The sequence below is a fragment of the Cedecea neteri genome, assembly GCF_000758325.1.
Classification (GTDB): Bacteria; Pseudomonadota; Gammaproteobacteria; order Enterobacterales; family Enterobacteriaceae; genus Cedecea; species Cedecea neteri_B.
Map to the genome: position 1 here is coordinate 1,486,802 of NZ_CP009459.1, position 25,716 is coordinate 1,512,517.

Here is a 25,716-nt window from a genome sequence, read left to right on the forward strand (position 1 = left end):
AGGGAGAGGGTTAGGGTGAGGGTAAACCGATCAACAAGGAGCAATGATGAGCATTAAACGTTATGGCGTGGGCGGCAGCACCGGTACCGGCGGGCAGCACCTGCCTTTTGCCAAAGCCGTTGAAGCGGCCGGGTGGCTGTATGTGTCCGGCCAGACGCCGATGAAAGACGGCGAAGTGGTTGAAGGCGGGATTGTCGACCAGTCGCGGCTGGCTATTCAAAACTGCGTGGATATCATGACCGAAGCGGGCTACACCCTCGCTGACGTGGTCCACGTGAAGGTCTACCTGACTGACGCCCGCTACTTCCAGTCCTTCAATAAAGTGTTCCGGGAGTTCTTCGGCGACCACCCGCCGGCCCGCGTGTGCTGCGTGGTGGACCTGGTGGTGGACTGTAAAGTTGAAGTGGATGTGACCTGCTACCGCGCCGACCGGGGTTAATCGCCGAGCGGCTGCCTGTCTGCTCCGCCGCGATGGCTGTCCAGCGCCAGCTTGATGCGGCGCAGCCGGTCCTTCGCCTGGCTTTTGTTGGCCATCGCCAGTTCGGTGGCCAGCACATCAATCATTGCCAGCATGGCGTAACGCGAAGTGCTCGGCTTGAAAATGTAGTCGTTTTCACGAATAATCAGCGGCAGCACGATGTCCGCCTGTTCAGCGAGCGGTGTTCCCTGCGGGGTAATGGCGATGATCTTTGCGCCGTACTGGCGGGCAATCGCCGCGCTCTCCACCACTTCCGGCGTGTAACCTCCCAGTGATAGCGCCACCACCACATCGTTGGAGGCCACCGACGCCGCCATCATTCTCGCCAGCAGGCCATCGCTTTGGCTCACCACCGGCAGGCCCAGACGAAAGAGACGAAACTGTAATTCCTGCGCGCAAATTGTTGATCCGCCGCCCATGCCCAGCGCCAGAATCTGGCGTGCATTGCTCAGCCAGGTCACGGCCTTGTTGAGTGACTCCGGATTTAGCGCGCGGCGGTTGATATCCAGCACATTGATGATGGTTTCGTAGATCCCCTGCACGCCTTCGAGGTCCGGCACGTCGAGAATAAAGCGCTGCCCCACTGCCAGAGACTGGGCGAGTTTGACCTTCAGTTCGCGCACGTCCTTGCAGCCGATGGCGCGGGCAAAACGGGTTATCGACGCCTGGCTGGTTTGCGTCTGGCGCGCCATTTCCGAAATGGGCAGCGCCGCAGCGGTTTGCACATCGTCCAGAATAAACTGCGCGATGCGCTTTTCGGTGGCGGTCAGCTCAACGAAGCGGTCGGTGATGCAGGAGATAATATCGATGGTGTAGCTCATGGCGCGACCCTGGTACTTGTGCAAAAAAGAGAAGGTACTTTGTACCATAAAACCGTTGTCAGGGTCGCTTCACGCGGATTCAGAATGGCTCGCTAACCGCTTCCATACGCCGCTGTTTGATCGTCGCCCGAATAAAGGCGGCGATGAAGACCAGGGCAGAAAGCACAACGATGGTCGGCGCGGGGGCGCTGTCGATAAAGAAGGAAAGGTAGACGCCAAAAAACGATGTCACGATGGCCTGCCCAAGCGCGACCAGCATCATGCTTTTAAAGGTTCGCGTCAGCAGCGAAGCGATAGCGCCTGGCGCGATAAGCAGGGAAATCGCGAGGATAATCCCCACCGCCTTCAGCGCCGCGACGATGGTTAGCGAAACCAGGCAGAGCAGGCCGTAGTTCAGCAGCTTCACGTTCAGGCCGGAGACCTGGGCCTGAATCGGGTCGAAGGCATGTAGCAGCAAGTCCCGCCATTTTAGCCCTACAACAATCACCGTTAGCAGCACGATAGCGCCCGTTTGCAGAATATCGCTTCCGCTGACGCCCAGCATATCGCCGAACAGAATGTGGTCGAGATGGATATCCGGTTTCAGGTAGACATAAAGCACCAGGCCCGCGCCAAACATGCCGGAGAAAACGATGCCCATCACTGTGTCACGCTTGATGCGGCTGTTGTCCTGCAGATAGCCGGTGGCAAAGGCGCAAAACAGCCCGGCCACGAACGCGCCGAGGCCCAGCGGCAGGCCGACCATCCAGGCGATCACCACGCCGGGGAAGACCGCGTGGCTCATGGCATCGCCCATCAGAGCCCAGCCTTTTAACACCAGGAAGCAGGAGAGCAGCGCACACGGAATGGCGACCAGCGTGGTCATGGTCAGGGCGTTGATCATAAAGCTAAACTGGAAGGGCGAAAGCAGCGTGTCTAACAGGCTCATGGCGTTTGCTCCAGGCTCAGGCGCGCGCGCCGACGGTTAGCCAACAGGCCGTGTTTGGGGGCAAACACGAAGGTCAGCAGGAAAATAAGCGTTTGCAGCACCACGATAATGCCGCCGGTGGCACCGTCGAGGAAATAGCTTATCCAGGTGCCGAATGCGCTGGTAAAAGTGCCTAACGTAACGGAAATTATCAGTAGTTTGGGGAAACGATCCGTCAGCAAATAGGCCGTTGCACCCGGCGTGACGACCATACAAATTACCAGAAACGCGCCAACGGTTTGCAGCGCCGCCACGGTGGTGGCCGACAGTAGGGTGAAGAACAAGCCTTTGAGCCACAGCGGGTTAAGACCAATGGAACGCGCGTGGTTTTCGTCGAAGAAGGTCACCATCAGGTCTTTCCACTTCAACAGCAGAATCGCCAGGGATACAAAGCCGATAATCGCCAGCTGCACGATATCCGACGGGGCGATGGCGAGAATATTGCCGAGCACGATGGTCTGGATGTTTACCGACGTTGGGTTGAGCGAAACCATAAACAGCCCGAGGCCAAAGAATGACGAAAAAATAAGGCCAATGATGGTGTCTTCACGCAGGCGCGTGCGCTGGTTTAAAAACAGCATAGTGCCTGCTGCGAGGCCGCCGGAGAAAAACGCGCCGATGGAAAACGGCAGGCCGAGCATATAGGCGCCAGCCACGCCAGGCACGATGGAGTGGGAAAGGGCGTCGCCGATGAGCGACCAGCCTTTCAGCATCAGGTAGCAGGAAAGAAAGGCGCAGACCCCGCCGACCAGCGCCGATACCCAGATGGCGTTAAACATGTAGCCATAGCCGAACGGCTCGAGGAGAACGGACATTACGGCTCCCTTTTTAACGCTGCACCGTGGATAAACGGCCTTTCGTCGTCGGTGAGGACGCTGGTCTCTTTCCCGGTTAAGGTGACGTGCCGCAGCACGCCGCTGAACGCCAGCTCCAGGTTTTCCTGGGTAAAGGTGACGTCGGTTGGGCCGCAGGCCAGCACGGTACCTTTCACCAAAACGGTATAGTCGCAATAGTCAGTGACGGCGCCGAGGTTGTGGGTTGAAACCAGCATCGTGCGGCCTTCGTCCCGCAGCTCGCGCAGCAGGGCGATGATCTGCTCTTCCGTTTTCACGTCTACGCCGGTGAACGGTTCGTCCAGCAGAATCACCTGGCCGTCCTGGGCAATCGCCCGCGCGAGAAACACGCGCTTTTTCTGGCCGCCGGAGAGTTCGCCGATTTGGCGCTTGCGGAAATCACTCATGCCGACGCGGGCAAGGGCGTTGTCTACCGCCTGTTTGTCAGCCTTGCCGGGAATACGCAGCATCCCCATATGGCCAAAGCGGCCCATCATTACCACGTCCTCCACCAGTACCGGGAACGTCCAGTCTACGTCCTCGGACTGCGGCACATAAGCCACCAGGTTGTGGCGCAGCGCCTTGCGCGTAGGCATATCCAGAATCGAGATACTGCCGCTGGCGAGGCACACAAAGCCCATGATCGCTTTAAACAGCGTGGATTTCCCGGAGCCGTTGACGCCCACCAGTGCCGCAATGGTACCGGTCGGGATTTCAAAGCTGGCCGCCCGCAGCGCGGTGTGGCCATTGCGATAGGTGACGCTGGCGTCCTGAACGACTATGCCGGGACGACGACTCATTTCTTCAGCCCTGCATTGATGCCGTTAACGATGGTGCTGGTGGTGACGCGCAGCAGGTCAAGGTAGGTGGGTACCGGGCCGTCTGCGGCACTCAAAGAATCGACATAAAGCACGCCGCCATAATGTGCGCCAGACTCCCGCGCTGCCTGTCGAGCAGGTTTGTCGGAGATGGTGCTTTCGCTGAAGATCGTTGGGATCTGGTACTGGCGAATGCTGTCGATCACTTTGCGCACCTGCTGCGGGGTACCCTGCTGATCGGCGTTGATCGGCCACAGATAGAGTTCTTTCAGACCAAAGTCGTTGGCCAGGTAGGAAAAAGCGCCTTCGCTGGTGACCAGCCAGCGTTTATCCGCCGGAATTTTTGCCAGTTCGTTGCGAAGCGGCTCGATGGTCTGCTGAATTTTCTGTTTGTAGGCTTCGGCGTTGCGGGTATAGGTCGCCGCGTTATCCGGATCGTATTTAACGAACGCATTCCGAATGTTATCGACGTAGATCAGCGCATTTTGCGGCGACATCCAGGCGTGAGGGTTTGGTTTGCCGTTATAAGGGCCTTCGGTGATGCCCGTGGGCTGAATGCCGGTGGTGACGACGACTTCAGGCACACCTTTCAGGTGTTGATAAAACTTCGCGAACCAGAGTTCGAGATTCAGCCCGTTGGTCAGGATCAACTGCGCGCCCTGCGCCCGACGGATGTCTCCCGGCGTCGGCTGGTATTCGTGAATTTCCGCTCCGGGCTTGGTGATGGACTCCACGTCTGCCGCGTCACCGGCCACGTTCTGCGCCATATCCGCGATGATAGTAAAGGTGGTGATCGCCTTAAATTTGGCCTGCGCCTGAGCGGCACCTAGCAGCATCGCCAGCGCGGCGACTACAGCGACAATACTTTGCGTTAACTTCAGTTTCCCGGGCATCGTCTTCCCTCACGAGTGATTATAGATTCAGCATTTATAGCAAGTGCTATAAAACATAGCTGTTGCTATAACTGAATGCAAATTATTATCATTTGTGTGATTTAAATGTGGGGAGTCCCCCTCACCCCAGCCCTCTCCCCAGAGGGGCGAGGGAGAAAACAAAAACAATGGAAAACACTGTTTATTGTTTCTACTCAAGGAATGAAGGGGAGAACAAAAGCCACGGAAAACGTTCAGTTATTCCCTCTCCCTTTCAGGGAGAGGGTTAGGGTGAGGGTCCTACAACCCTAATGCATCAAAATCTGAAGCGTTATGGCGCTCGGCCAGCTGCACATCTCCCCAGGTGCGGTTCACGATGCGGCCACGCTTCACCGCCGGGCGGCTAGCCACTTCATCGGCCCAGCGGCCAAAGTGTTTGTAGGAGGCTATGTCGAGGAACTCGGCGGATTCGTACAGGCCGCCTTTGGCCAGCGCGCCGTACCAGGTAAAGATGGCAATATCGGCGATCGTGTATTCATCTCCGGCGATAAAGCGGTTTTTCTCCAGCTGCTTATCGAGCACGTCCAGCTGACGCTTGGTTTCCATCGCGAAGCGGTTGATGGCGTACTCAATTTTGACTGGGGCATAGTGGTAGAAGTGGCCGAAGCCGCCGCCCAGGTAAGGGGCGGAACCCTGCAGCCAGAACAGCCAGTTCAGCGCTTCGGTACGTCCGACGATATCTTTCGGCAGGAAGTGGCCGAATTTTTCCGCGAGATAAAGCAGGATGTTGCCGGACTCAAACACGCGCAGCGGCGGCGTGACGGAGTGGTCAAACAGTGCCGGGATCTTGGAGTTCGGGTTTACTTCCACAAAGCCGCTGGAGAACTGGTCGCCTTCGCCGATGCGAATCAGGTGCGCATCGTATTCTGCCCCGCTGATGCCCAGCGCCAGCAGCTCTTCCAGCAGAATCGTGACTTTCTGCCCGTTCGGCGTGCCGAGGGAGTAAAGCTGCAGCGGGTGTTTGCCGACAGGCAGCGTTTTTTCATGAGTTGGGCCGGAAATCGGGCGGTTGATGCTGGAGAACTGACCGGCTTCGGTCTTGTTCCAGGTCCAGACTTTTGGGGGCTGGTAGTTGTGTTCGGACATCGCGTGATCTGCCTTCTTCTCAGGTTAGTTATCTGATGAAACTATCTTGAAGTGTAGCAAGAGGGAAGAGCCTGCCGGGCTATACCGCCAGAAAAGCGAAAGCCCGGCGCGGCGTTAAGCCGGTTTCAGCCCCGGTTCAACGAGGCCGTATACCTGATGATTCAGGTGGGAGGATTTTGCCAACTCTGCGACGTGCGCGGCGACATCGGCCCGCATGACCATGCCGTGGATCTCTGCTGTCTGGCTGAGCGTTGCTTTGCCGGTTGGTTCGCCGTGAAGCAGGCCGCCGGGGCGCACAATGGCAAAGTCCAGCGTGCTGGTTTGCAGCCAGCTTTCGGCGAGGGATTTTTCCCGTACTGCCTGACCAAAGGCCGCTTTTGCCCGATCGGATAAATAAGCCCAGCCTTCTCCGCAGCCTAAAGAGGTGACCAGCACTATGCGTGAGATCCCGGCTTTTTCGGCGCAGTCGATAACCGTCCGGTGCGCCTGGTAATCATGTGACCCGCCCATCGTTGAAATAACGGTGGCGTCTTTACCTGCCAGGCGGCAGGCTTCTGCGACAGCGCCTGCGTCGCAGGCGTCACCGATAATGACCTGGGCACCTGCCTCACGCAGTTTTGCGGCGGCTTCTTCGTTACGCACCAGCGCAACAACGGGGCGGTTTTCTGCCAGCGCCAGCTTGGCGGTTAGCGCGCCTACGCCTTTGCCTCCGGCCCCAAAAATTAACCATGGCGTCATGCAATATTTCCCTTAATTTTCTCTGCCAGCGCACGAAAAGCCGCCAGCTGGTCTGCCAGTAGCTGGCGGTGATCGTCGCGCCCGATGAAGATTTTTAGCATCGCGCTGCCCGCCTGATTGAAGAACAGAATCGAGGCGGTGTCCATCCCCATAAACTTGCGTTCCACCAAAGCGATGTGGGCGCAGTTGGCCGCTTTGATATGCCCCGTCATGCCTTTTTTGCCGCGCAGGTTGAAATAACCGTGGCGGTGGAAGCCGGAGGGCAGTTCCCCGGAAAATTCAATAATCACATCGGCGGTGTGTACCAGCGTGGTGACGCTGCCCCATTCGACAACGGTGTCCCAGACGGTGTCGAACTGCTCGCCGCTAACCAGCGCCTGAGCGGGGAGCTGGGAGACAACATCCAGCAGGGTGACATTATATTGTGCGGCAATAGATTCCAGCGTGCCGTCCGGCTGGGTTTTTAAGTAATCGGCGAGGGAAACGGAAGTCATAGCGTTGCTCCTTGTGGTTTTTTGTCCGTTGTTATGGGGGTATTGAGGGCGGCAACCAGCGTCTGCAGAGACTGGAAGATATTGCTGGCCCAGAAGCGGCCTTCATCGGTCAGGCGCAGGCAGGTTGACTCATCCCGGGTCAGGCCGGATTCGTGCCATTGGGTAAGCAGCGGCTGGAGCAGATGCGCATCGGAGGTTAACTCGTCGAGGGGCACGCGGGCGGTTTCAATGCCTGCCTGGAGGCGATGCCGCCAGCGGTAGCCTGGGTCAGTGGTGCGGGTCATCATCATCAGCGGTTTTTTTCCGGCGGCGACGGCAGCGTGCCAGGCCTCCAGGTTGCGTTCAACCATCCAGGAGTAGCCGTTTACCGAACCACCCGCGCCGGAGCCAAAGGCCAGGCAATCAGCACCTTGTTTAATCAGCAGATTGTAAAGGTTGCGTTCCCGCGTGGTGCGCGCCCAGTGGCTGTTGCTGATGCAGCGCCAACCTGCGCCGTCCATGAAGTCGCAGCCCTGCAGGTACAAATCCCTGCGTTCGGCCGGGGAAGGCAGCGTGACACGTCCGTTTTCCACCGCTTTACCCAGCGGCGTTTGCGGCAGCAGATTCAGGGCATAAAGATCGACCCCGTCGAGGCCTATGTCCCGCGCGATAGCCAGATCTTCTGCCCACAGCTTTTGATCCTGCCCGGGCAGGCCAAACAGCAGATCGCAGACTACGGCGGCGCGATCGCGTTTGCAGAGGTTTTCCATAAAGCGCCGGGCGGTGGGGCCGTCGGAGGTGCGTGCCATTTTTTTGCGGATTTTGCTGTTAAACGACTGGATACCGATGGAGAAGCGGTTGGCTCCGGCGTCGAGGCAGGCGTCGATGCGCTCATCGTCAAAATTCAGCACCCGTCCTTCAATGGTGATTTCGCAGTCCGGGGCCAGCGGCAGGCTGTGGCGCAGGGCGGTAATGATCCGCGCTAAATCTTTGGCTGACAGCGCCGAAGGCGTGCCGCCGCCAAAGTAGATGGCGTGAATGGGGGCCGACTGGTGCAACGGGCTGCTGGCCTCCAGCTCGATCTCCCTGAGCAGCGCGTCAGTGTAGCGTTCGCAGTGGTCTGCTTCATAACGATTCTGGTAAAAACCGCAGAAGGTACAGTGCGTTGCGCAGAAGGGAATGTGGAGGTAAACCAGCCTTTTGCCGGGAGGCGTTGGGCGGGTAATCACCTGCTGCCAGGTGTGCTCAAGCTGGTCTTTGGCGATGGGCATTGCGCCGCGCCAGGGCATGGTGGCGTGCCTGTCTTTAAAGGGTTGCCCGCCGGGGAGCGCAAAGTGCGCCTGGAGATCCAATTCAGGTTTCATGTTCAACATCGCTCATTTCAACGTAATCTTTAATCGCTCTGGCCGGACTCAGGCCAAAACTGGTGATGCAGCTGTTCCACGGCCTCTGCGACGCGCGGCCCCATGCCCAGAATCAAAGCCTGATCGAGAATGACTATCCGCTTGTTTTTCCAGGCCGAGGTGTGGGTGATCCCGGGAATGGCTTTCAGCGCTTCGGGGTTGCCCTGGGTCATTTGGGTTGTCGCGACGATGACTTCCGGGTTGGCGGCGATCATCGCCTCGGTGCTGTAGTTCTGGTATTGACGATGCCAGGCGATGTTTTTTGCTCCGGCCATGGTCAGGATGGTGTCGGCCACGCTGCCCGCACCGGCAACCTGCGGCACGCTGCCACCCGCCGAGAGAATAAACATCGCTTTAACGGGGTGTGGCTTGAGCGCGTTACTTTTGGCAATCGCCTCCAGCCGCTGTTTAAGGCTGGTAATCAGCGCTTCTCCCTGTGGCTGGCGCTGTAAGGTCATCGCCAGAGCTTGAATGTTGGCGTACATCTGCTCGACGGTAGCGGGCACTCGCGGGAGCTGCAGGATATTCACCTTTGTTTTTTCCAACTGCCCGATGACGATTTGCGGCCCGGCGTCCTGCCAGGTAATGAAGCGTCCGGGGCGCAGCGACAAGATGGATTCGCTGCTGAGCTGCATCCAGGAACCGATGTGCGGCAGCTTTGCCGTTTCCGGCGGCCAGGTGGTGGTTTCGTCCACGCCAACCACCTGGCTGCCCGCGTCGAGGGCATAAACAAGCTCGCTCAGAGAGCCGCCAGCCACCACCAGCCGCTCGCTGGCCTGGCTGGAAAAAGAGGTGGTCAGCGCCAGCAGCGCGGCAAAAATACGTTTCTTCATCAGAATTTCCACCCAAAGCCGAGGGCCGTGTTGAAGCCCGCCTCCGGGATAGATTCGTGGGCGGTCTGGTAGCGTTTGTTGGTCAGGTTGTTCAGCGCCAGGTTGACCAGGTACTGGTCGTTGTCACCAAACTCGGCATTGATGGCCAGGTTTAACGTGGCCCAGCCGGGGTAGCATCTTTCACCGTCACCGGTGTTTTCTTTGGCGCGGGAAGCCGCGCGGATAAAGGCATCGGAGGTGATATTCATGGCGTTGAGCATTAGCGTATGCCTGACCCCGAAGCGGCCATTGACGGCAGGCTCGCCGGTATCCCAGGTTTTTAGCGAGTCGCTTTCATACTGTCGGCGCAGGAGATTACCGCTCAGGTAAGGGGAGACGGCCCAGCCGTTGTACTCCGCGCTCAGCTCGATGCCGTAGGTTTTGGCCCTGTTGATGTTGTCGTAAAAGCGATAGTTGGCCCGGGAACTGCTGCTGTTACCCTGGCAAAGTGCTTGCCCTTCGCAGGCTCGGGATGCGACGTAATCTTTGGCTTCGGAGTAGTAGACCGTGCTGTCAATCAGCCACAGGTTGCCTTTGTAGCGGGCGCCAATTTCGTAGTTGTTGGAGTGTTCCGGGCGTAAATCTGGGTTGCCGTAAGTCACGCCGCCACCGGCGGAAGTCTGCATAAACTGCTGCACCAGCGTCGGGAAGACGTAGCCCTGGGCAAAGGCCGCGCGCAGCTCGATATCTTTAAACCCGGAGTAGTTCAGGCTGGTCGCCGCCACGAACTGGCTATCGCTGGCGGATTTGTTGCCGGTTGCGGTGTGAGTTGTGACGCCGCCTTCCGTGGTTTGCGTGCTGCTATCAATGAGTTTGGAGGAGAGCCAGTACTGGCGGGCGCCTGCCGTCCATGTCCAGTCATCGGCCAGATGCCAGGCGTTCTGCGCAAACAGTGAGGTATTGCTTTGTTCCGATTTGTCCTGCGATTGGCTGCGGGTTTCAATATCAAAGACGCCGGTTTTAGCTGTCTGCCGCGTATAGCCGTTGCCGGTCTGGTCTACCTTGTCGTGCTGATACTGCGCCCCAAGCACCAGGTCGTTCCCGGCGGGCAGCGAGAAGTTGGTTTGTAGCGTTAGGCCCTGGGTATACTGTTTGTCGTTGGTCTGGGTCTGATTTTTTACGCTTAGCGCCTGAATGGCCGGGGAAGGAATCGGTTGTGTGGTCGCGACTTCGTTTTCAAAACGACGTTCAACGGTCTGGTTGTAGGCATCCAGATGGACTTTTTTCAGGTAATTGCCATCGACATCAATGTCGTAAAACAGCCCGATTTTTTCCCGCGTCATCTTCGGGATCCTGACGCTAAAGGCGTCAAACTGCTGATCTGGATCGTTGTACCAGGTTTGCGTGGCGAGGCTATAGCGGTCGAGAGACAGGCCAATTTTCTGGCGATCGAAGCGGTAACCCAGCCACAGTCCCTGACCGTTATTGCGGAAGTGCGTGTTATCCAGCCGCCCGTCCGGGGTTTTTCTGTTGCCCTGGTCCGAGTAGCTGCCGTTGATGCGGTAGTCGAACTGGCCGATGCTGCCCCAGGCCGCTGCGGATTCCTCCCAGCCTGCGGTGGCGGAGTTCCAGGTTGCTTTGACCAGCCCGGCCAACGGCTTATCCCCGCCTTTTTTGGTGATGAAATTCACCACGCCGCCGATGGCCTGTGAACCGTAGAGCACGGAATAGGGGCCTTTAATGACTTCGATACGTTCCAGAGCCGATTCATCGACCAGCAGCCCCGCGCCGTAGTCCTGCCCGGCGCGTTGGTAAGTGACTTGCTGACCATCAATCAGAATCAACACGCGCATTGATGCTTCGCCCCGGATACGGATTTGCTTGCGACCCGCGAGCGCATTATCGGTGATCTCTACCCCGGGAATATCTTTGAGGTCGTCTGCAATGGAGACGCTGGTGGAGTGTTCCAGCGTTTTGCTGTCAACCACCTGAACGGTAACCGGGCTGTTCCAGAGGTTGGTTTCCGTGCGGCTTGCGCTGACGATAATCGTGTCATCAGACGCGGTGTTTGGCTGGGCGAAAGCGGAGTCCGGTGCGGCTAGGGCACCGGCAATAAACAGAGGTATGGCTGAAAAAGTCACGTAGGTTTCACATTTCCCTGGCATAAACCCATCCTTGAGAACGTTAATGATATTTATTATCGTTCGCCTTTATATCCAGGAGTGGCGCACATATCCACCGTTTAACCTGCTAACCAGATGCAACTTTGATTTTGGTCAAAGGGAAAGGTGGGCGTCAGGAAAAGAGGAGGTAACTTTCTGTGCCCGGCGGCAGGATGTATCGCTTTTATGTTGCTAACCTGTTTATTTCCTCAACGAACTCACAAAAAAATGCGGCGAGTCTGAAAAGATAAATGCCGTTTATTTTCCATTGCGTTAGTGCTTTGTAATGTCCTGTGGCGGGGGAAACTATTATCCCGAACGTGTTTCCGATGACACACAACCAGAAACAATAAGCCAAATCATGTAAAGGAGTGATGTTTATATGTTGCAGCATAGGGATAGAAAAATACTCCTTTTATTTATTAGTTTCCTTATTATTTACCTTCTTCCGGGAATATATGGCCATACGCCGTGGAAGCAGGACGAAAACTATACCTTCGGCGTGATTCAAACCATGTATGAAACGGGAAATTGGTTAGTGCCTGTGAATGCCGGTGAGCCGTTTATGGAAAAGCCGCCGCTTTATTACTGGACGGCAACGCTGATGGCGCATTTATTTTCCGGGGTGATGCCGCTCCACGATACCGCCCGAAGTGCGACGCTTTTGTTTTCAATTATTAATTTTTCCTTCTTTATTTTGCTGGCGAGAAGAGTGTTCCGCAGTGAAAACCTGGCGGATTACCGTATCTGGCTGGCCTTTGCCGTTTATGTGAGCGCACCCGGTATCCTGCGCCACAGCCATGATATGTTCAGCGATACCGCGCTAACCGCAGGCGCAACCATGGCGCTGTATGGCATTGTCGGCTTGATTCGCCAGGAAAAGGCGGCCGCCTCCGCGGTATGGCTTTGCCTGGGCACGATAGCAACGATGTTATCCAAAGGTGTGTTTATTCCCGGCGTGTTATGGATGACGCTATTTTTAAGCTCAATCTTTTTTACACAATGCCGGACTAAAGAATTTTGGTATCCGGTTATTCTCTCTGGCCTGGTAGCGATTATTTTTATTCTACCCTGGCCGGTTCTGCTTTACAGTAAACATCCCGACCTTTTTATGGCGTGGTTTTGGGAAAATAATATTGGCCGTTTCCTTGGGTTTTCCGTTGCTAAGCTGGGTGCCAAAGCAAACTTGATGCGAGTGCCTGAGGCCGTTACGCTTTTTGCCCTGCCAGCCGGGATTTTGGCGACACTCTATTTTCTTCGTCACCCCCTTCAGCGGCTAAAAAATCAGGATGAGTTCGCAATTACGCTTTTCCCGTTGTTAGGCATTATTATTCTGCAGATGTCTGCCACCAGTCGTGCTTTATATTTAATGCCCTTTGTTGCCCCGATGGCAATATTGGGATCTCAGCTTTTACCCGTAATAAAAGACAAAGCGCTGCGTTATTTCTCTTCTTTTTCCGTTACGTTATGGTCAGCTTTGCTTGCGGTGGTCTGGGGCATTTATCTGCTTAAGATAAGTGGGGATAAAAAAGGCTGGCTGGATCCGCTTGAGCGCTGGCTGCCGCCTGACTACGGGCTGCATTTATCCTGGCCATCGTTTGTGTTTGCCCTGGCCATTACCGCACTGTGGATCTGCCGGGGGCGATTATCTGCGGCGCTCAACCCGGTATTGCGCGCGGCATTCAGCTGGGGATTAGGCGTGACCGCTGTCTGGAGCGTGGCGTTCACGTTAATGGTGGGCTGGTTCGACTACAGCAAAGGCTACGAAGGCGTATTTAAGGATCTCAAAAGCCATCTTGCAGGGCAGTACCTGGCGGATGATTGCATGGCTTCTTACCGGCTGGGAGAATCGGAAGCGCCGATGCTCTATTATTTTGCCGGGATCCTGCATCAGCCACAAACTACCTTCCACAAGCCCGAACACTGCCGCTGGCTGATTGTGGTCGGCGATAAGCTGCAGCCCGCGCCGAAGGGAATGGTCTTTTTCTGGGAAGATAATCGCCCTGGTGAAAAGCGCAACAACCTGATGGTTTACCGGGACGTTTCAGGCAACAAAGACTAAAAACCCAGCCTGGGCTGGGTTCACAAGACTCAACCAGGCAGGCCTTCCACAATTGTGATCATTGCTTCTGCGACGCTGGCTCTTTCCTGGCGAGCGCGTTGGTATTCCGGCGAGTGGTAGCAGGCCAGCGCCGTTTCCATATCGGCAAACTCAATGACGACATGCCGGGTGAAAGCCGCATCACCCTCTACCACTTCCGCTTTGCCGCCTCTCGCCAAAAAGCGGGCGTTGTAGCGCGTAAAGGCCGCCGGGGATAAATCGATATAGTTTTGATACTGCTTAGGGTCGTGAACGGTGACGTGGGCAATCCAGTATGCGGCCATGCTTTGCTCCTGTAGGGGGAAGTCTGTTTGTCACCCAATCTAGCATAGCGGTGAATGGCCGTGTTGCCGGAAAGAGGCGGCATGATGCGATCGCTAATCGCCCAATTTCACTTTGTACATTTCATTACACGCCGATACCAATCACTCACTGAAGAGTTTGTTCCACACGCCTATAGTTCATTTCAACGGCCCCGCAGTGGGGTAAACACGAAAACAAATTCGAGGATGTCGAAATGAAAAAAGTATTAGCTCTGGTTGTTGCCGCTGCTATGGGTCTGTCTTCTGCCGCTTTCGCTGCTGACACTACCGCTACTGCACCAGCTGCTGCGCCGGCAACCACCGCCGCTGCTCCTGCTGCTAAAGCTCCAGCTGCAAAAGTAACGCATCATAAGAAACACAAAAAAGCCGCCGCTCAGAAAGCTCAGGCCGCTAAAAAGAAACACAAAAAAGCCGCTAAGCCAGCCACCGAGCAGAAAGCTCAGGCTGCTAAAAAGCACCACAAAAAAGCAGTAAAACCCGCTGCACAGAAAGCGCAGGCTGCTAAAAAGCACCACAAAAAAGCAGTAAAACCAGCCGCACAGAAGGCTCAGGCTGCTAAAAAGCATCACAAAAAAGCAGTAAAACCTGTTGCTCAGAAAGCGCAGGCTGCTAAGAAACACGTGAAAAAACATCACAAAGCTGCTGCAAAACCAGCCGTTAAGCCAGCAGCATAAGTTCAACGGGGCTACCCGTTAGCTTGAAGCGTTAACACAAACACCCGGCTTGCCGGGTGTTTCTTTCTGGAGTTCAGATAATGTTGCGACGCTACAGTTTCGAATTAATCCTCACCGCGCTGCTGACCTGCGGCCTGATCACACTGAACTTTTGGCTTCAGTAGCTTTTGTTCTTCCTGGGTTCGTAAGAGCCACCAGTCCCTGCTTTACTCAAGAATACAGTTCAACGCCCCGTTGAGAACATTGTGCGTAATAGGCAGAAGTGTATTTATTGGGTGCGGAAGAAGCATTGGAAGAGGGCGCTTTTGGCCGTGCGGCATCAGTAATTTCTTGTTCGATGACGAGTCCAGACGCCAGAAAGCAAAAAACCAGCCCGTAGGCTGGTTTCTTTAAATAGTGGTGCCCGGACTCGGACAAAAACGTAAGGAACGTTTTTGAACAGCGCTTGCGCTGGCCCCTTTGGGGTGAGTCTCATGGATGAGACGAATAATCGAACTTCAGTTCGATGTAGAGTCCGTATCGCCAAAAGCAAAAAACCCGCCATAGGCGGGTTCTTCTAAAGAGTGGTGCCCGGACTCGGACAAAAACGTCGGGAACGTTTTTGAACAGTGCTTGCACTGGCCCCTGTGGGGTGAGTCTCAGGGATGAGACGAATAATCGAACTTCAGTTCGATGTAGAGTCCGTATCGCCAAAAGCAAAAAACCCGCCATAGGCGGGTTCTTCTAAATAGTGGTGCCCGGACTCGGAATCGAACCAAGGACACGGGGATTTTCAATCCCCTGCTCTACCGACTGAGCTATCCGGGCAACGGGCCGCATTAAACCGTAAAGGCCGCCAGGCGTCAACGGCTTTGTCATAAAAATTACCTAAAACTATGCTGATTGCTGGCTTTTCAGTCAAAGACAGCAAAAAGACGTGCTTCAGGTTAATGCCCCGCCGGTGCGGCACAGCGCAAAGCGCAGAATATCTTCCGCAAGGGTTCTGGCCGTGTCGATATCGGCCTGGCTACGCTTCACCAGTAGCTTGCTCAGGCAGCCTTCCAGCACCAGCTCCATTTGGTGCGCGACCATGGTTGGGTCGTCCACTTCCATTTGCGTGAGCAACTCGTGTGTGTACTCCCAGGCCGCTTTTTTCTGCTGGTCCGCCAGTTGATGAATCGGGTGCGCGGCATCGGGGTAGAAGGTGCAGGCGGCAATAAACAGGCAGCCAGGATAGCGCTGGTTGCTCACGCATTCGGTCAGGGCGTGGTAGCGTTTAAGCAGCTTTTGCTCCGGTGTTAACTCTTCGTCCAGCATCAGCTGACGCCGCCAGACATCTACCTGTGAGCTTAAGTAGCGCAGGGCGTCGTACAGCAGGGCTTCGCTGTCGGGCCAGAACTGACGAATCTCAGCGAGCGGATAATCGGCTTCTTTCGCCACCATCTCCAGCGTCGTGCTGGCAATGCCTTCACGTTCAAGGACATGCAGGGCGTGCTCTAAAACTTCTTCGCGTTGCACGGTTTTCTCCTTACGTTTCCCAACGGGTTAAGTGTTGTTTACTGGCTGCGATTGCGCAAATGCTCGCTGAACGCGGTAGCGTCCATAAAGCCTGTTACGCGCTCTGCCGGTTGTTCAACGCCGTTAGCATCAAAGAATAAAATGGTTGGCAGGCCAAGCACCTGTAAATGCTTCAGCAGGGCTTTGTCGTCGGCGTTATTTGCCGTGACATCGGCCTGGAGTAAAACGGCGCCAGACAGCGCTTTTTGCACCGTCGGATCGCTAAAGGTGTATTTCTCAAACTCTTTACACGCCACGCACCAGTCGGCGTACAAATCGAGCATCACTGGTTTGCCTTTTGCCCCGGCTAGCGCAGCGTCCAGCTGCTCAACGCTGCTTACTTTGTGAAAGCTGAGGTGAGGGAGAACCTCAGCGGATGCCGGAGAGCCAAAAGCCCAATCCTGCAGCGGACGAGCGGCCACCAGCGCGGCACCCAGAAGAAGGATTTGCAGCACGCGTAGCCAGGACTTCTTCGCTCCAAGGCTGGTGATAAATGCCCAGCCGAAGAAGGCGACACCCAGCAGACTCCATAGCCTCAGCCCCCAGGTGTCGCCCAGCACACGTTCCAGCAGGAAGACCGGCAGCGCGAGAATCACAAAGCCAAAGGCAGTTTTGACGCTTTCCATCCATGGCCCGCTTTTTGGCAGCAGGCGGTTGCCGAAGACGGTGATGAGGATTAGCGGCAGGCCCATGCCCAGCGCGTAAAGGTAAAGCGTACCGCCGCCGAGCCACATATTTCCGCTTTGCGCGATGTACAGCAGAATGGCGCTAAGCGGTGCCGTTGTGCACGGCGAGCAGATAAGCCCGGCCAGCGCGCCCATGGCAAAGACACCACCCGCCGAGCCGCCCTGCTGGCGGTTGCTCATCAGCGCCAGGCGCGTTTGCAGCGACGATGGCAGCTGCAGCGTGAACAGACCGAACATCGAGGCAGCGAGCAGGATAAAGAGCGCTGACAGGCCAATCAGCACGTATGGATGCTGTAGCGCCGCCTGGAACTGGAGCCCCGCGGCGGCAACGACCAGGCCCAGCGCGGTGTAGGTCAGTGCCATGCCCTGAACGTAAACAAAGGCCAGCAGCAATGCACGGGCGGTGGACAGGCGTTGTTTACCGCCCAGCACGATGCCGGAGATGAGCGGATACATCGGCAGTACGCAGGGCGTGAAGGCGATGCCGATGCCGATCAGGAAGGCCCATAGCGCGGAGAAGGGGAGCGATGCGGGGGCGGAGTTGTTTGCGCCCCTCACCCCGGCCCTCTCCCCGGAAGGGGAGAGGGAGGAAGACAAATTGGCATCATTAGCCGACGAAGCAATAGCACTCAATGGCACAACGCGCGTTTCCGGCGGATAGCAGAACCCGGCTTCGGCACAGCCCTGGTAGGTGACGCTGACGGACGAACCTTTATTGGCGGCATTTACCGTAATGGGCAGAGTTAGCTGCCGGGTGAAGATCTCGGTTTTGCCGTAGAACTCATCTTCGTGCCAGGTGCCTTTAGGCATAGCCAGGGGCGCAATGTCCGCGCTGGCTGGCACCACTTTTATCTGCTGGCGATAGAGATAATAGCCAGGTTTTATCTGCCAGCTGAGCGTTAGCTTGTGCTCCGCCTGCTGAAAGTCAAAGGCAAAGGCCTGGTCGACCGGGACAAACTGGGTTTTATTCTGGGCGTCAAACAGCCCGGCGAAGGCCTGCGAACTGCATAGCAGCAGGACTAGCGTAATGATGCGTAAAGCCATGAGAGATATTCACTGTTTCCGTGTGCAACTGGCAGAACCAGTAGCTCTGGCGTTTGATAAGGGTGATGGGTTTTCAGGCAGGCAAGCAGCGCCTCCTGATGTTCCACGTCGCTCTTGAGCAGCATTTGGACTTCGTACTCCTGCTCCAGCTTTCCTTCCCAGTAATAGAGCGAAGTTGCGCCCGGGAGCAGCGTCACGCAGGCGGCAAGTTTCTCCGCCAGCACTTTTGCGGCCAGATCCTGCGCGGTAGCTTCATCCGGGGCGGTACAGAGTACAACGACAGCCTGGGTCATCGACATCGCAAACCTCATTATGGGAGGAAACGGCATCGACTATAGCACGGGGAGGAGAAGACGGGCCGAATAACAGCCCGCCTTTGAAGAGATTTACAGCATTATGCTGCCGAACACGAAGCCGAAGCAGACCGCCAGCACCACGCCCATTGTGCCGGGAATAAAGAACGGATGGTTGAAGACAAATTTGCCGATGCGCGTCGTGCCGGTATCGTCCATCTGTACCGCGGCGACCAGGGTTGGATAGGTTGGCAGAATAAACAAGCCAGAGACAGCGGCGAAAGACGCAACGGCGGTTAACGGCGAGACGCTGAGCGCCAACGCCATCGGCATCAGCGCTTTCGCCGTTGCTGCCTGGGAGTAGAGCAGCGCTGAGGCAAAGAAGAAAATCACCGCTAGCAGCCAGGGGTGGCCCTGAATGACGCTGCCTGCGGTTTCTTTGATCCAGTCAATGTTTGCGGAAACGAAGGTATCGCCCAGCCACGCCACGCCGAGAATACAAATACAGGCGCTCATCCCGGCTTTGAACGTGCTGGAGCTAAGGATGCTTTCCGTTTCCACACCGCAAATCACGGTGGTCAGGGTGGCGACCGACAGCATAATAATCAGGATCGCATTGGTGGTATTCATCAGCGGCGTAGCGACAAGGCCGAGGCTTGGGCTGTTGACGATGGCATAGATAACTACGCCTACCACGCCAAGCAGGAAGAGGAAGACGGAGGTTTTGGCGCGAGGCTTAAGCTCGATTTGCTTGTCGCCACGCAGCTCAATCAGGCCTTCTTCCAGGCGTTTGAGGTAAACCGGATCGTTGGATAGCTTTGAGTCGAACAGAATCGAGACCAGGAATGACATTACCAGCACAGCCAGCAGCGTTGAGGGGATCACAACGGACAGCAGCTGAATGTAGCTGACACCGTGGCCTTCCATCACCGATGACATGTAAACTACCGCGGCGGAAATGGGCGACGCGGTAATGGCTATCTGGGCTGAAACCACCGCCGTTGAGAGCGGACGGCAGGGCTTGATGCCTTGTTCTTTGGCAACTTCGGCAATCACCGGCAGCGTGGCCAGCGAGATGTTGCCGGTGCCGGCGAAAATGGTCAGAAACCAGGTCACAATGGGCGCAAGAATAGTGATGTATTTAGGATTCTTGCGGAGCAGTTTCTCGGTTTGGTGAACGAGGTAATCCAGACCGCCGGCGATTTGCATCGCCGAGATAGCCGCAATGACCGCCATAATGATGGAAATAACGTCGAAGGGGATGCTGCCAGGCTTTACGCCTATCGCCGCGAGAATCAAAACCCCCAATCCACCGGCGTAACCAATGCCTATCCCGCCAAGCCTTGCCCCCAGAAAAATCGCTGCTAACACGATGATGAGCTCGATGACTATCATGGTCGCTTCCTTGATGTTTTAATGAGATGAAAATGAAATGTTGTGTTTTCGTATACCGTTAAAATGAAAAAGGCACGTCCGACTGGACGTGCCTTTTGGCGTTTAGCTGGATGAATTATTGTTCGCTTTCATCGGTATAGCGCTTAGCTTTGTAGACCGGGTGCATCAGGTTGTGGACGGAGAAGATATCGTCCAGCTCGGCTTCGGTCAGCAGGCCGCGTTCCAGTACGACCTCACGCACGCTCTTGCCGGTTTCCGCACAGATCTTGCCGACGATGTCGCCGTTGTGGTGACCAATGAACGGGTTCAGGTAGGTCACGATACCGATGGAGTTGTACACGTAGCTCTCACACACTTCCTTATTCGCGGTGATGCCGTTAATGCATTTTTCCAGCAGGTTGTAGCAGGCGTTGGTCAGAATGTGGATGGACTCGAACATCGCCTGGCCAATCACCGGCTCCATGACGTTCAGCTGCAGCTGACCCGCTTCGGACGCCATGGTCACCGTGGTGTCGTTACCGATGACTTTGAAGCAAACCTGATTCACCACTTCCGGGACAACCGGGTTCACTTTGGCTGGCATGATAGAGGAGCCCGCCTGCAGTTCTGGCAGGTTGATTTCGTTCAGGCCAGCGCGCGGGCCGGAAGAGAGCAGGCGCAGGTCGTTACAGATTTTGGACATTTTCACGGCCAGACGCTTCAGGGAGCTGTGCACCATCACGTATGCGCCACAGTCGGAGGTCGCTTCAATCAGGTCTTCTGCCGGCACACAGGCCAGGCCGCTGACTTCCGCCAGTTTCTGTACGGCCAGCTGTTGGTAGCCATCTGGCGTGTTGAGGCGGGTACCAATGGCGGTTGCGCCAAGGTTCACTTCCAGCAGCAGTTCAGCGGTGCGCAGCAGGTTTTTGGTCTCTTCAGTCAGCAGCACGTTGAATGCGTGGAATTCCTGACCGAGGGTCATTGGCACGGCGTCCTGAAGCTGGGTACGGCCCATTTTCAGGATCTCAGAAAACTCAACCGCTTTACGCTGGAAGCCTTCGCCCAGCTGGTTGATAGCATCGATCAGTTTCACGATGGAGGCGTACACCGCGATGCGGAAGCCGGTTGGGTAAGCATCGTTGGTGGACTGGCATTTGTTGACGTGGTCGTTCGGGTTCAGGAACTGGTATTCACCTTTCTGGTGGCCCATCAGTTCCAGGCCGATGTTGGCGAGGACTTCGTTGGTGTTCATGTTGACGGAAGTACCGGCGCCGCCCTGGTAGACGTCTACCGGGAACTGATCCATGCATTTGCCGTTGTTCAGGACTTCATCACAGGCCTGAATGATGGTGTTCGCGATGCTCTTAGGAATGGTTTGCAGTTCCTTGTTCGCCATTGCCGCCGCTTTTTTTACCATCACCATACCGCGCACGAATTCCGGTATGTCACTGATTTTACTGTTGCTAATGTAGAAGTTTTCAATCGCTCTCAGAGTATGAACGCCGTAGTAGGCATCCGCTGGCACTTCCCTGGTACCCAACAAATCTTCTTCGATACGAATGTTATTTAACATGTGAACCTTCTTAGTAAAGCTGCAGATAAATGCACTGTTTTATTCACACACACGATATGTGGTTGTGAGCTTAATAGGCCGACGATTATGTCCATATTCGACCGCGTTAACGTGATGATATGCTGATGATAGCGAAAAGCAGTAACCTGGATCACTTATTAAAAGCCGCCACGCATAACAATTATTAATATGTGATATAGGTCAATAGTTGAAAAATTCCAGAAAAAATTCACGCAATAAACATTGATCTTTGTCTACAGCGTCGCCATCTCCCTCCTACGCGTAATTGCTAATCTATTTTTCGCGAGACCATTAACGGGCTCGCCCGATGACAGGAGCGTATAGTGCGCTGGATCCCGCTTATTGCCGTTTTCCTCTATGTTTACATCGAAATTTCGCTGTTCATACAGGTGGCACACGTTCTGGGGGTCTTTATGACCCTGATTCTGGTCATTTTCACTTCGGTGATTGGCCTTTCTCTGGTGCGTAACCAGGGCTTTAAAAACCTGATGCTGATGCAGCAGAAGATGGCTGCGGGCGAAAGCCCTGCGGCGGAGATGATCAAAAGCGTTTCGCTGATCATGGCCGGTATTTTGCTGCTGCTGCCGGGCTTCTTTACCGACTTCCTCGGCCTGCTGCTGCTGTTACCGCCGGTGCAAAAGCACCTGACGCTGAAGCTGATGCCGCATTTGCGCTTCTCCCGCATGCCGGGCGGCGGTTTTAGTGCCGGTAGTGAAGGCGGCAATACATTCGACGGTGAGTTCCAGCGTAAAGACGAGGCGCCAAAGCGCCTCGACGACCAGCACCGGGACGATCGTTAAATTTTAGTTTTTTTTGTTTTCCCCCCTTGAAGGGGGGAAAGCGCATCCCCATTAATCAGGTCACCAGCCGATTACCCCTGTGGGACGGCGTTACCTAACTATCTGATACTGACTTTCTCAAAGGAGAGCTATCAATGAGCATTCGTCCATTACATGATCGTGTCATCGTCAAGCGTAAAGAAGTTGAGTCCAAATCTGCGGGCGGCATCGTTCTGACTGGCTCCGCAGCGGGCAAATCAACTCGTGGCGAGATCATCGCTGTCGGTAAAGGCCGCATCCTGGAAAACGGTAGCGTGCAGCCGCTGGACGTGAAAGTGGGTGACATCGTTATCTTCAACGATGGCTACGGCGTGAAGTCCGAGAAAATCGACAACGAAGAAGTGCTGATCATGTCCGAAAGCGACATCCTGGCAATTGTTGAAGCGTAATTTGACGCACGAACCTGAACGAATTTGAGGAATAGAAGAAATGGCAGCTAAAGACGTAAAATTCGGTAACGACGCTCGTGTAAAAATGCTGCGCGGCGTTAACGTACTGGCAGATGCAGTGAAAGTTACCCTCGGTCCTAAAGGCCGTAACGTGGTTCTGGATAAATCTTTCGGTGCACCGACCATCACCAAAGATGGCGTTTCCGTAGCACGTGAAATCGAGCTGGAAGACAAGTTCGAAAACATGGGTGCACAGATGGTGAAAGAAGTTGCCTCTAAAGCGAACGACGCTGCAGGTGACGGCACCACCACCGCAACCGTACTGGCTCAGGCTATCATCACCGAAGGTCTGAAAGCCGTTGCTGCGGGCATGAACCCAATGGACCTGAAACGCGGTATCGATAAAGCCGTTGTTGCCGCTGTTGAAGAGCTGAAAGCGCTGTCCGTGCCGTGCTCTGACTCTAAAGCAATTGCTCAGGTTGGTACTATCTCCGCTAACTCCGACGAAACCGTAGGTAAACTGATCGCTGAAGCGATGGATAAAGTCGGTAAAGAAGGCGTGATCACCGTTGAAGACGGTACCGGTCTGGAAGACGAACTGGACGTGGTTGAAGGTATGCAGTTCGACCGCGGTTACCTGTCCCCATACTTCATCAACAAGCCTGAAACTGGCGCTGTTGAGCTGGAAAGCCCGTTCATCCTGCTGGCTGACAAAAAAATCTCCAACATCCGCGAAATGCTGCCAGTGCTGGAAGCCGTTGCGAAAGCAGGCAAACCGCTGGTTATCATCGCTGAAGACGTTGAAGGCGAAGCGCTGGCTACCCTGGTGGTTAACACCATGCGTGGCATCGTGAAAGTGGCTGCGGTTAAAGCACCAGGCTTCGGCGACCGTCGTAAAGCTATGCTGCAGGACATCGCTACTCTGACCGGTGGTACCGTTATCTCTGAAGAGATCGGTATGGAGCTGGAAAAAGCGACTCTGGAAGACCTCGGCCAGGCTAAACGCGTTGTGATCAACAAAGACACCACCACCATCATCGACGGCGTGGGTGAAGAAGCTGCTATTCAGGGCCGTGTTGGTCAGATCCGTAAGCAGATCGAAGAAGCAACTTCTGACTACGACCGTGAAAAACTGCAGGAGCGCGTAGCGAAACTGGCAGGCGGCGTAGCGGTAATCAAAGTCGGTGCTGCTACCGAAGTTGAAATGAAAGAGAAAAAAGCTCGCGTCGACGATGCCCTGCACGCTACCCGTGCTGCGGTTGAAGAAGGCGTGGTTGCCGGTGGTGGTGTAGCGCTGGTTCGCGTTGCCGCTAAACTGGCTGGCCTGACCGCTCAGAACGAAGACCAGAACGTGGGTATCAAAGTTGCGCTGCGCGCGATGGAAGCGCCTCTGCGTCAGATCGTTTCTAACGCCGGTGAAGAGCCATCCGTTGTCACCAACGCGGTGAAAGCGGGCGAAGGTAACTACGGTTACAACGCTGCGACCGAAGAATACGGCAACATGATCGATTTCGGTATCCTGGACCCAACCAAAGTGACTCGTTCTGCTCTGCAGTACGCGGCGTCCGTTGCGGGCCTGATGATCACTACCGAGTGCATGGTCACCGACCTGCCTAAAGGCGATGCTCCTGACTTAGGCGCTGCTGGTGGCATGGGCGGTATGGGTGGCATGGGCGGCATGATGTAATTCGCCTTAGCACCTTGTGTTAAAGAAACCCTCAGTCAGAAATGTCTGGGGGTTTTTTCTTTTGTTCACACTCTGGTATAAGTGCTTACCGGGCAATAACGGCTCAATACCTTGATTACGGGGAATAACATGCGCATGAAAGTCTCATCAGGAGTGGTTGTGGCAGCGCTGCTGCTGGCAGGATGTAGCACGGGCAATCAGCTTAGCTCTGGCGGCCAGAGCGTTCGTTTTGTTGAAGACAAACCAGGTAACGAATGCCGTTTATTAGGCACTGCGACTGGGGAGCAGAGCAACTGGCTGTCTGGCCAGCACGGCGATGAAGGTGGTTCTATGCGTGGTGCGGCAAATGCATTGCGAAACAATGCGGCCGAAATGGGCGGCAACGTGCTGTATGGCGTGAGCAGCCCTACCCAGACGCTGCTCTCGAGCTTTGCGCCAACGGCCAGCCAAATGACCGGCCAGGTTTATAAGTGCCCGAACTGATTCGGTAAGTATTACCCTCACCCCGGCCCTCTCCCTCAGGGAGAGGGAGAAAACGGAAGAAGGCATGACGGTTCCCTCTCCCTCAGGAGAGGGGGCGGGTGAGGGCGTTACGCTCTCACTTCTGGCGCAGCTGTAAATCCAGTGGTGTCTTACTGGGTTCCCCGCCTATCTCTCTCGCCAGCTTCGGCACCATATAGCCAGATATCAGCGTCAGCAGCTCACGCATAATCGCCCGGGCTTCTTCGTCTTCCACCATAAAGTGCGCTGCGCCCTGTACGCGGTCGAGCACATGCAGGTAATACGGCATCACACCTGCATCAAATAATGCATTGCTGAGATCGGCCAGGGTTTGCGCGTTGTCGTTCACGCCGCGCAGCAACACGCTCTGATTCAGCAGCGTGACGCCCGCCTGGCGTAGTTTTGCCATCGCCGAGCGAAAATCGTCGCCAATTTCCTGGGCGTGGTTAATATGATTCACCAGCAGCACCTGAAGCGACGATCGGGCGATTCTTGCCGCCAATGCGTCTGTAATGCGCGCCGGGATAACTATCGGCAGGCGGCTGTGAATGCGCAGACGCTTGATATGAGGAATGGCTTCCAGCTCGCCCATCAGCCAGTCCAGCTCGTGATCTTTTGCCATCAGTGGATCGCCGCCGGAGAAAATAATTTCGTCCAGCTCGGGGTGTTCGCTGATATACGCCAGCGCCGTTTGCCAGTTGCGTTTATTGCCCTGGTTGTCGGCATACGGGAAGTGTCGGCGGAAGCAGTAGCGGCAGTTTACGGCGCAGCCGCCTTTGACCAGCAGCAAGGCGCGGTTGCGGTACTTATGCAGCAGCCCAGGGACGACGCTGTGTTGCTCTTCCAGCGGATCGGTGGTGAAACCGGGTGCGGCAACGAACTCCTGCTTTGCCGTCAAAACCTGGCGCAGGAGCGGGTCGTTAGGGTTGCCTTTTTCCATCCGCGCGACGAAAGCGCGAGGGACGCGCAGAGCAAAAAGACGCCTTGCTTCACGCCCGGCGAGCAGTTCTTCATCGTCGGCTACATTTAAAATGTGCAGCAGTTCATCAGGATCGGTTATAACATCGGCAAGTTGCGTTAACCAATCTTCTCTGTGAGGGGGATTTAGGGTTACAATGTGTGCCATTTTTTTGGCTAAGCTACCAGTTAACA

25 protein-coding genes and 1 tRNA gene are annotated in these 25,716 nt (G+C 55.5%); 7 read left to right on the plus strand and 19 right to left on the minus strand.

From position 1 onward, the window contains the following. Window positions 1–46: 46 nt before the first annotated feature. Complete coding sequence (locus LH86_RS06975) at window positions 47–439, plus strand: RidA family protein (protein WP_039299637.1); 393 nt, start codon at window positions 47–49, stop codon at window positions 437–439. Here the strand turns inward: LH86_RS06975 and LH86_RS06980 are convergent. The 11 genes from LH86_RS06980 to LH86_RS07030 all read right to left on the minus strand — a co-directional run bounded on the left by LH86_RS06980 (window position 436) and on the right by LH86_RS07030 (window position 11,526). After that, entirely contained in the window at window positions 436–1,299 is an 864-nt protein-coding gene (locus LH86_RS06980) for a MurR/RpiR family transcriptional regulator (protein ID WP_008453334.1), read from the minus strand. The genes LH86_RS06975 and LH86_RS06980 overlap by 4 nt on opposite strands. A gap of 79 nt (window positions 1,300–1,378) precedes the next feature. After that, entirely contained in the window at window positions 1,379–2,227 is an 849-nt protein-coding gene (locus tag LH86_RS06985; protein ID WP_039299646.1) for a metal ABC transporter permease, read from the minus strand. Then, the gene (gene sitC, locus LH86_RS06990) at window positions 2,224–3,081 is read right to left on the minus strand and encodes an iron/manganese ABC transporter permease subunit SitC (RefSeq protein ID WP_039299647.1); all 858 of its coding nucleotides are present in this window, start codon (window positions 3,079–3,081) and stop codon (window positions 2,224–2,226) included. Before sitC ends, LH86_RS06985 begins: the two co-directional genes overlap by 4 nt. Beyond that, a complete protein-coding gene (locus LH86_RS06995; protein WP_039299649.1) occupies window positions 3,081–3,899 on the minus strand; it encodes a manganese/iron ABC transporter ATP-binding protein in 819 nt (272 codons plus the stop codon). Before LH86_RS06995 ends, sitC begins: the two co-directional genes overlap by 1 nt. Then, a complete protein-coding gene (locus LH86_RS07000) occupies window positions 3,896–4,810 on the minus strand; it encodes a metal ABC transporter substrate-binding protein (RefSeq protein ID WP_039299651.1) in 915 nt (304 codons plus the stop codon). Before LH86_RS07000 ends, LH86_RS06995 begins: the two co-directional genes overlap by 4 nt. 279 nt (window positions 4,811–5,089) lie before the next feature. Beyond that, entirely contained in the window at window positions 5,090–5,935 is an 846-nt protein-coding gene (gene yghU, locus LH86_RS07005; RefSeq protein ID WP_039299654.1) for a glutathione-dependent disulfide-bond oxidoreductase, read from the minus strand. Between the two features lie 114 nt (window positions 5,936–6,049). Next, a complete protein-coding gene (locus tag LH86_RS07010; protein ID WP_039299656.1) occupies window positions 6,050–6,673 on the minus strand; it encodes an SDR family oxidoreductase in 624 nt (207 codons plus the stop codon). Next, complete coding sequence (gene hutX / locus LH86_RS07015) at window positions 6,670–7,167, minus strand: heme utilization cystosolic carrier protein HutX (RefSeq protein WP_039299658.1); 498 nt, start codon at window positions 7,165–7,167, stop codon at window positions 6,670–6,672. Before hutX ends, LH86_RS07010 begins: the two co-directional genes overlap by 4 nt. After that, window positions 7,164–8,510 carry a heme anaerobic degradation radical SAM methyltransferase ChuW/HutW gene (gene hutW, locus LH86_RS07020; protein WP_039305972.1) on the minus strand — a complete coding sequence of 449 codons (1,347 nt, stop codon included), beginning with the start codon at window positions 8,508–8,510 and terminating at the stop codon, window positions 7,164–7,166. Before hutW ends, hutX begins: the two co-directional genes overlap by 4 nt. A gap of 29 nt (window positions 8,511–8,539) precedes the next feature. Then, complete coding sequence (locus LH86_RS07025; RefSeq protein ID WP_052045552.1) at window positions 8,540–9,382, minus strand: heme/hemin ABC transporter substrate-binding protein; 843 nt, start codon at window positions 9,380–9,382, stop codon at window positions 8,540–8,542. Then, window positions 9,382–11,526 (minus strand): TonB-dependent receptor plug domain-containing protein, encoded by a 2,145-nt coding sequence (locus LH86_RS07030; protein WP_039299659.1) that lies wholly within the window; start codon window positions 11,524–11,526, stop codon window positions 9,382–9,384. Before LH86_RS07030 ends, LH86_RS07025 begins: the two co-directional genes overlap by 1 nt. A gap of 379 nt (window positions 11,527–11,905) precedes the next feature. Here LH86_RS07030 and LH86_RS07035 point away from each other — a divergent pair, with 379 nt between their 5' ends. After that, complete coding sequence (locus tag LH86_RS07035) at window positions 11,906–13,585, plus strand: ArnT family glycosyltransferase (protein ID WP_039299662.1); 1,680 nt, start codon at window positions 11,906–11,908, stop codon at window positions 13,583–13,585. 29 nt (window positions 13,586–13,614) lie between these two features. Here LH86_RS07035 and LH86_RS07040 read toward each other — a convergent pair whose 3' ends face one another. Further along, a complete protein-coding gene (locus LH86_RS07040) occupies window positions 13,615–13,908 on the minus strand; it encodes a DUF1330 domain-containing protein (protein ID WP_039299664.1) in 294 nt (97 codons plus the stop codon). A 233-nt stretch (window positions 13,909–14,141) separates the two neighbouring features. Between LH86_RS07040 and asr the strand changes: the two genes are divergently transcribed. Continuing rightward, complete coding sequence (asr, locus tag LH86_RS21960) at window positions 14,142–14,621, plus strand: acid resistance repetitive basic protein Asr (protein ID WP_071842699.1); 480 nt, start codon at window positions 14,142–14,144, stop codon at window positions 14,619–14,621. A gap of 731 nt (window positions 14,622–15,352) precedes the next feature. Here the strand turns inward: asr and LH86_RS07050 are convergent. The 6 genes from LH86_RS07050 to aspA form a co-directional block, all read right to left on the minus strand. After that, a tRNA-Phe gene (locus LH86_RS07050) sits at window positions 15,353–15,428 on the minus strand. A 114-nt stretch (window positions 15,429–15,542) separates the two neighbouring features. Continuing rightward, a complete protein-coding gene (locus LH86_RS07055; RefSeq protein ID WP_008453778.1) occupies window positions 15,543–16,118 on the minus strand; it encodes a transcriptional regulator in 576 nt (191 codons plus the stop codon). A gap of 38 nt (window positions 16,119–16,156) precedes the next feature. Then, window positions 16,157–17,887: a protein-disulfide reductase DsbD gene (locus LH86_RS07060; RefSeq protein WP_039299666.1), complete on the minus strand. Its 1,731-nt coding sequence runs from the start codon at window positions 17,885–17,887 to the stop codon at window positions 16,157–16,159. Next, complete coding sequence (gene cutA, locus LH86_RS07065) at window positions 17,863–18,186, minus strand: divalent cation tolerance protein CutA (RefSeq protein ID WP_008453776.1); 324 nt, start codon at window positions 18,184–18,186, stop codon at window positions 17,863–17,865. Before cutA ends, LH86_RS07060 begins: the two co-directional genes overlap by 25 nt. Before the next feature lie 87 nt (window positions 18,187–18,273). After that, a complete protein-coding gene (locus LH86_RS07070) occupies window positions 18,274–19,575 on the minus strand; it encodes an anaerobic C4-dicarboxylate transporter (protein WP_039289500.1) in 1,302 nt (433 codons plus the stop codon). A gap of 115 nt (window positions 19,576–19,690) precedes the next feature. Further along, window positions 19,691–21,127, minus strand: coding sequence for an aspartate ammonia-lyase (aspA, locus tag LH86_RS07075; protein ID WP_008453774.1), 1,437 nt, complete (start codon window positions 21,125–21,127; stop codon window positions 19,691–19,693). Between the two features lie 344 nt (window positions 21,128–21,471). On the opposite strand from aspA, the gene LH86_RS07080 reads away from it, so the two are divergent. The 4 genes from LH86_RS07080 (at window position 21,472) to LH86_RS07095 (ending at window position 24,546) form a co-directional block, all read left to right on the plus strand. After that, on the plus strand, window positions 21,472–21,948 hold the full coding sequence (locus tag LH86_RS07080; protein ID WP_039299667.1) for an FxsA family protein: 477 nt from the start codon (window positions 21,472–21,474) through the stop codon (window positions 21,946–21,948). Between the two features lie 134 nt (window positions 21,949–22,082). Then, the gene (locus LH86_RS07085) at window positions 22,083–22,376 is read left to right on the plus strand and encodes a co-chaperone GroES (protein ID WP_008453772.1); all 294 of its coding nucleotides are present in this window, start codon (window positions 22,083–22,085) and stop codon (window positions 22,374–22,376) included. Window positions 22,377–22,416: 40 nt separating this feature from the next. Then, complete coding sequence (gene groL / locus LH86_RS07090; RefSeq protein ID WP_008453770.1) at window positions 22,417–24,063, plus strand: chaperonin GroEL; 1,647 nt, start codon at window positions 22,417–22,419, stop codon at window positions 24,061–24,063. Between the two features lie 129 nt (window positions 24,064–24,192). Continuing rightward, entirely contained in the window at window positions 24,193–24,546 is a 354-nt protein-coding gene (locus LH86_RS07095; protein WP_039289510.1) for a DUF4156 domain-containing protein, read from the plus strand. A gap of 115 nt (window positions 24,547–24,661) precedes the next feature. On the opposite strand, the gene epmB is transcribed toward LH86_RS07095, so the two are convergent. After that, on the minus strand, window positions 24,662–25,690 hold the full coding sequence (gene epmB / locus LH86_RS07100; protein ID WP_039299668.1) for an EF-P beta-lysylation protein EpmB: 1,029 nt from the start codon (window positions 25,688–25,690) through the stop codon (window positions 24,662–24,664). Window positions 25,691–25,716: the final 26 nt, after the last annotated feature.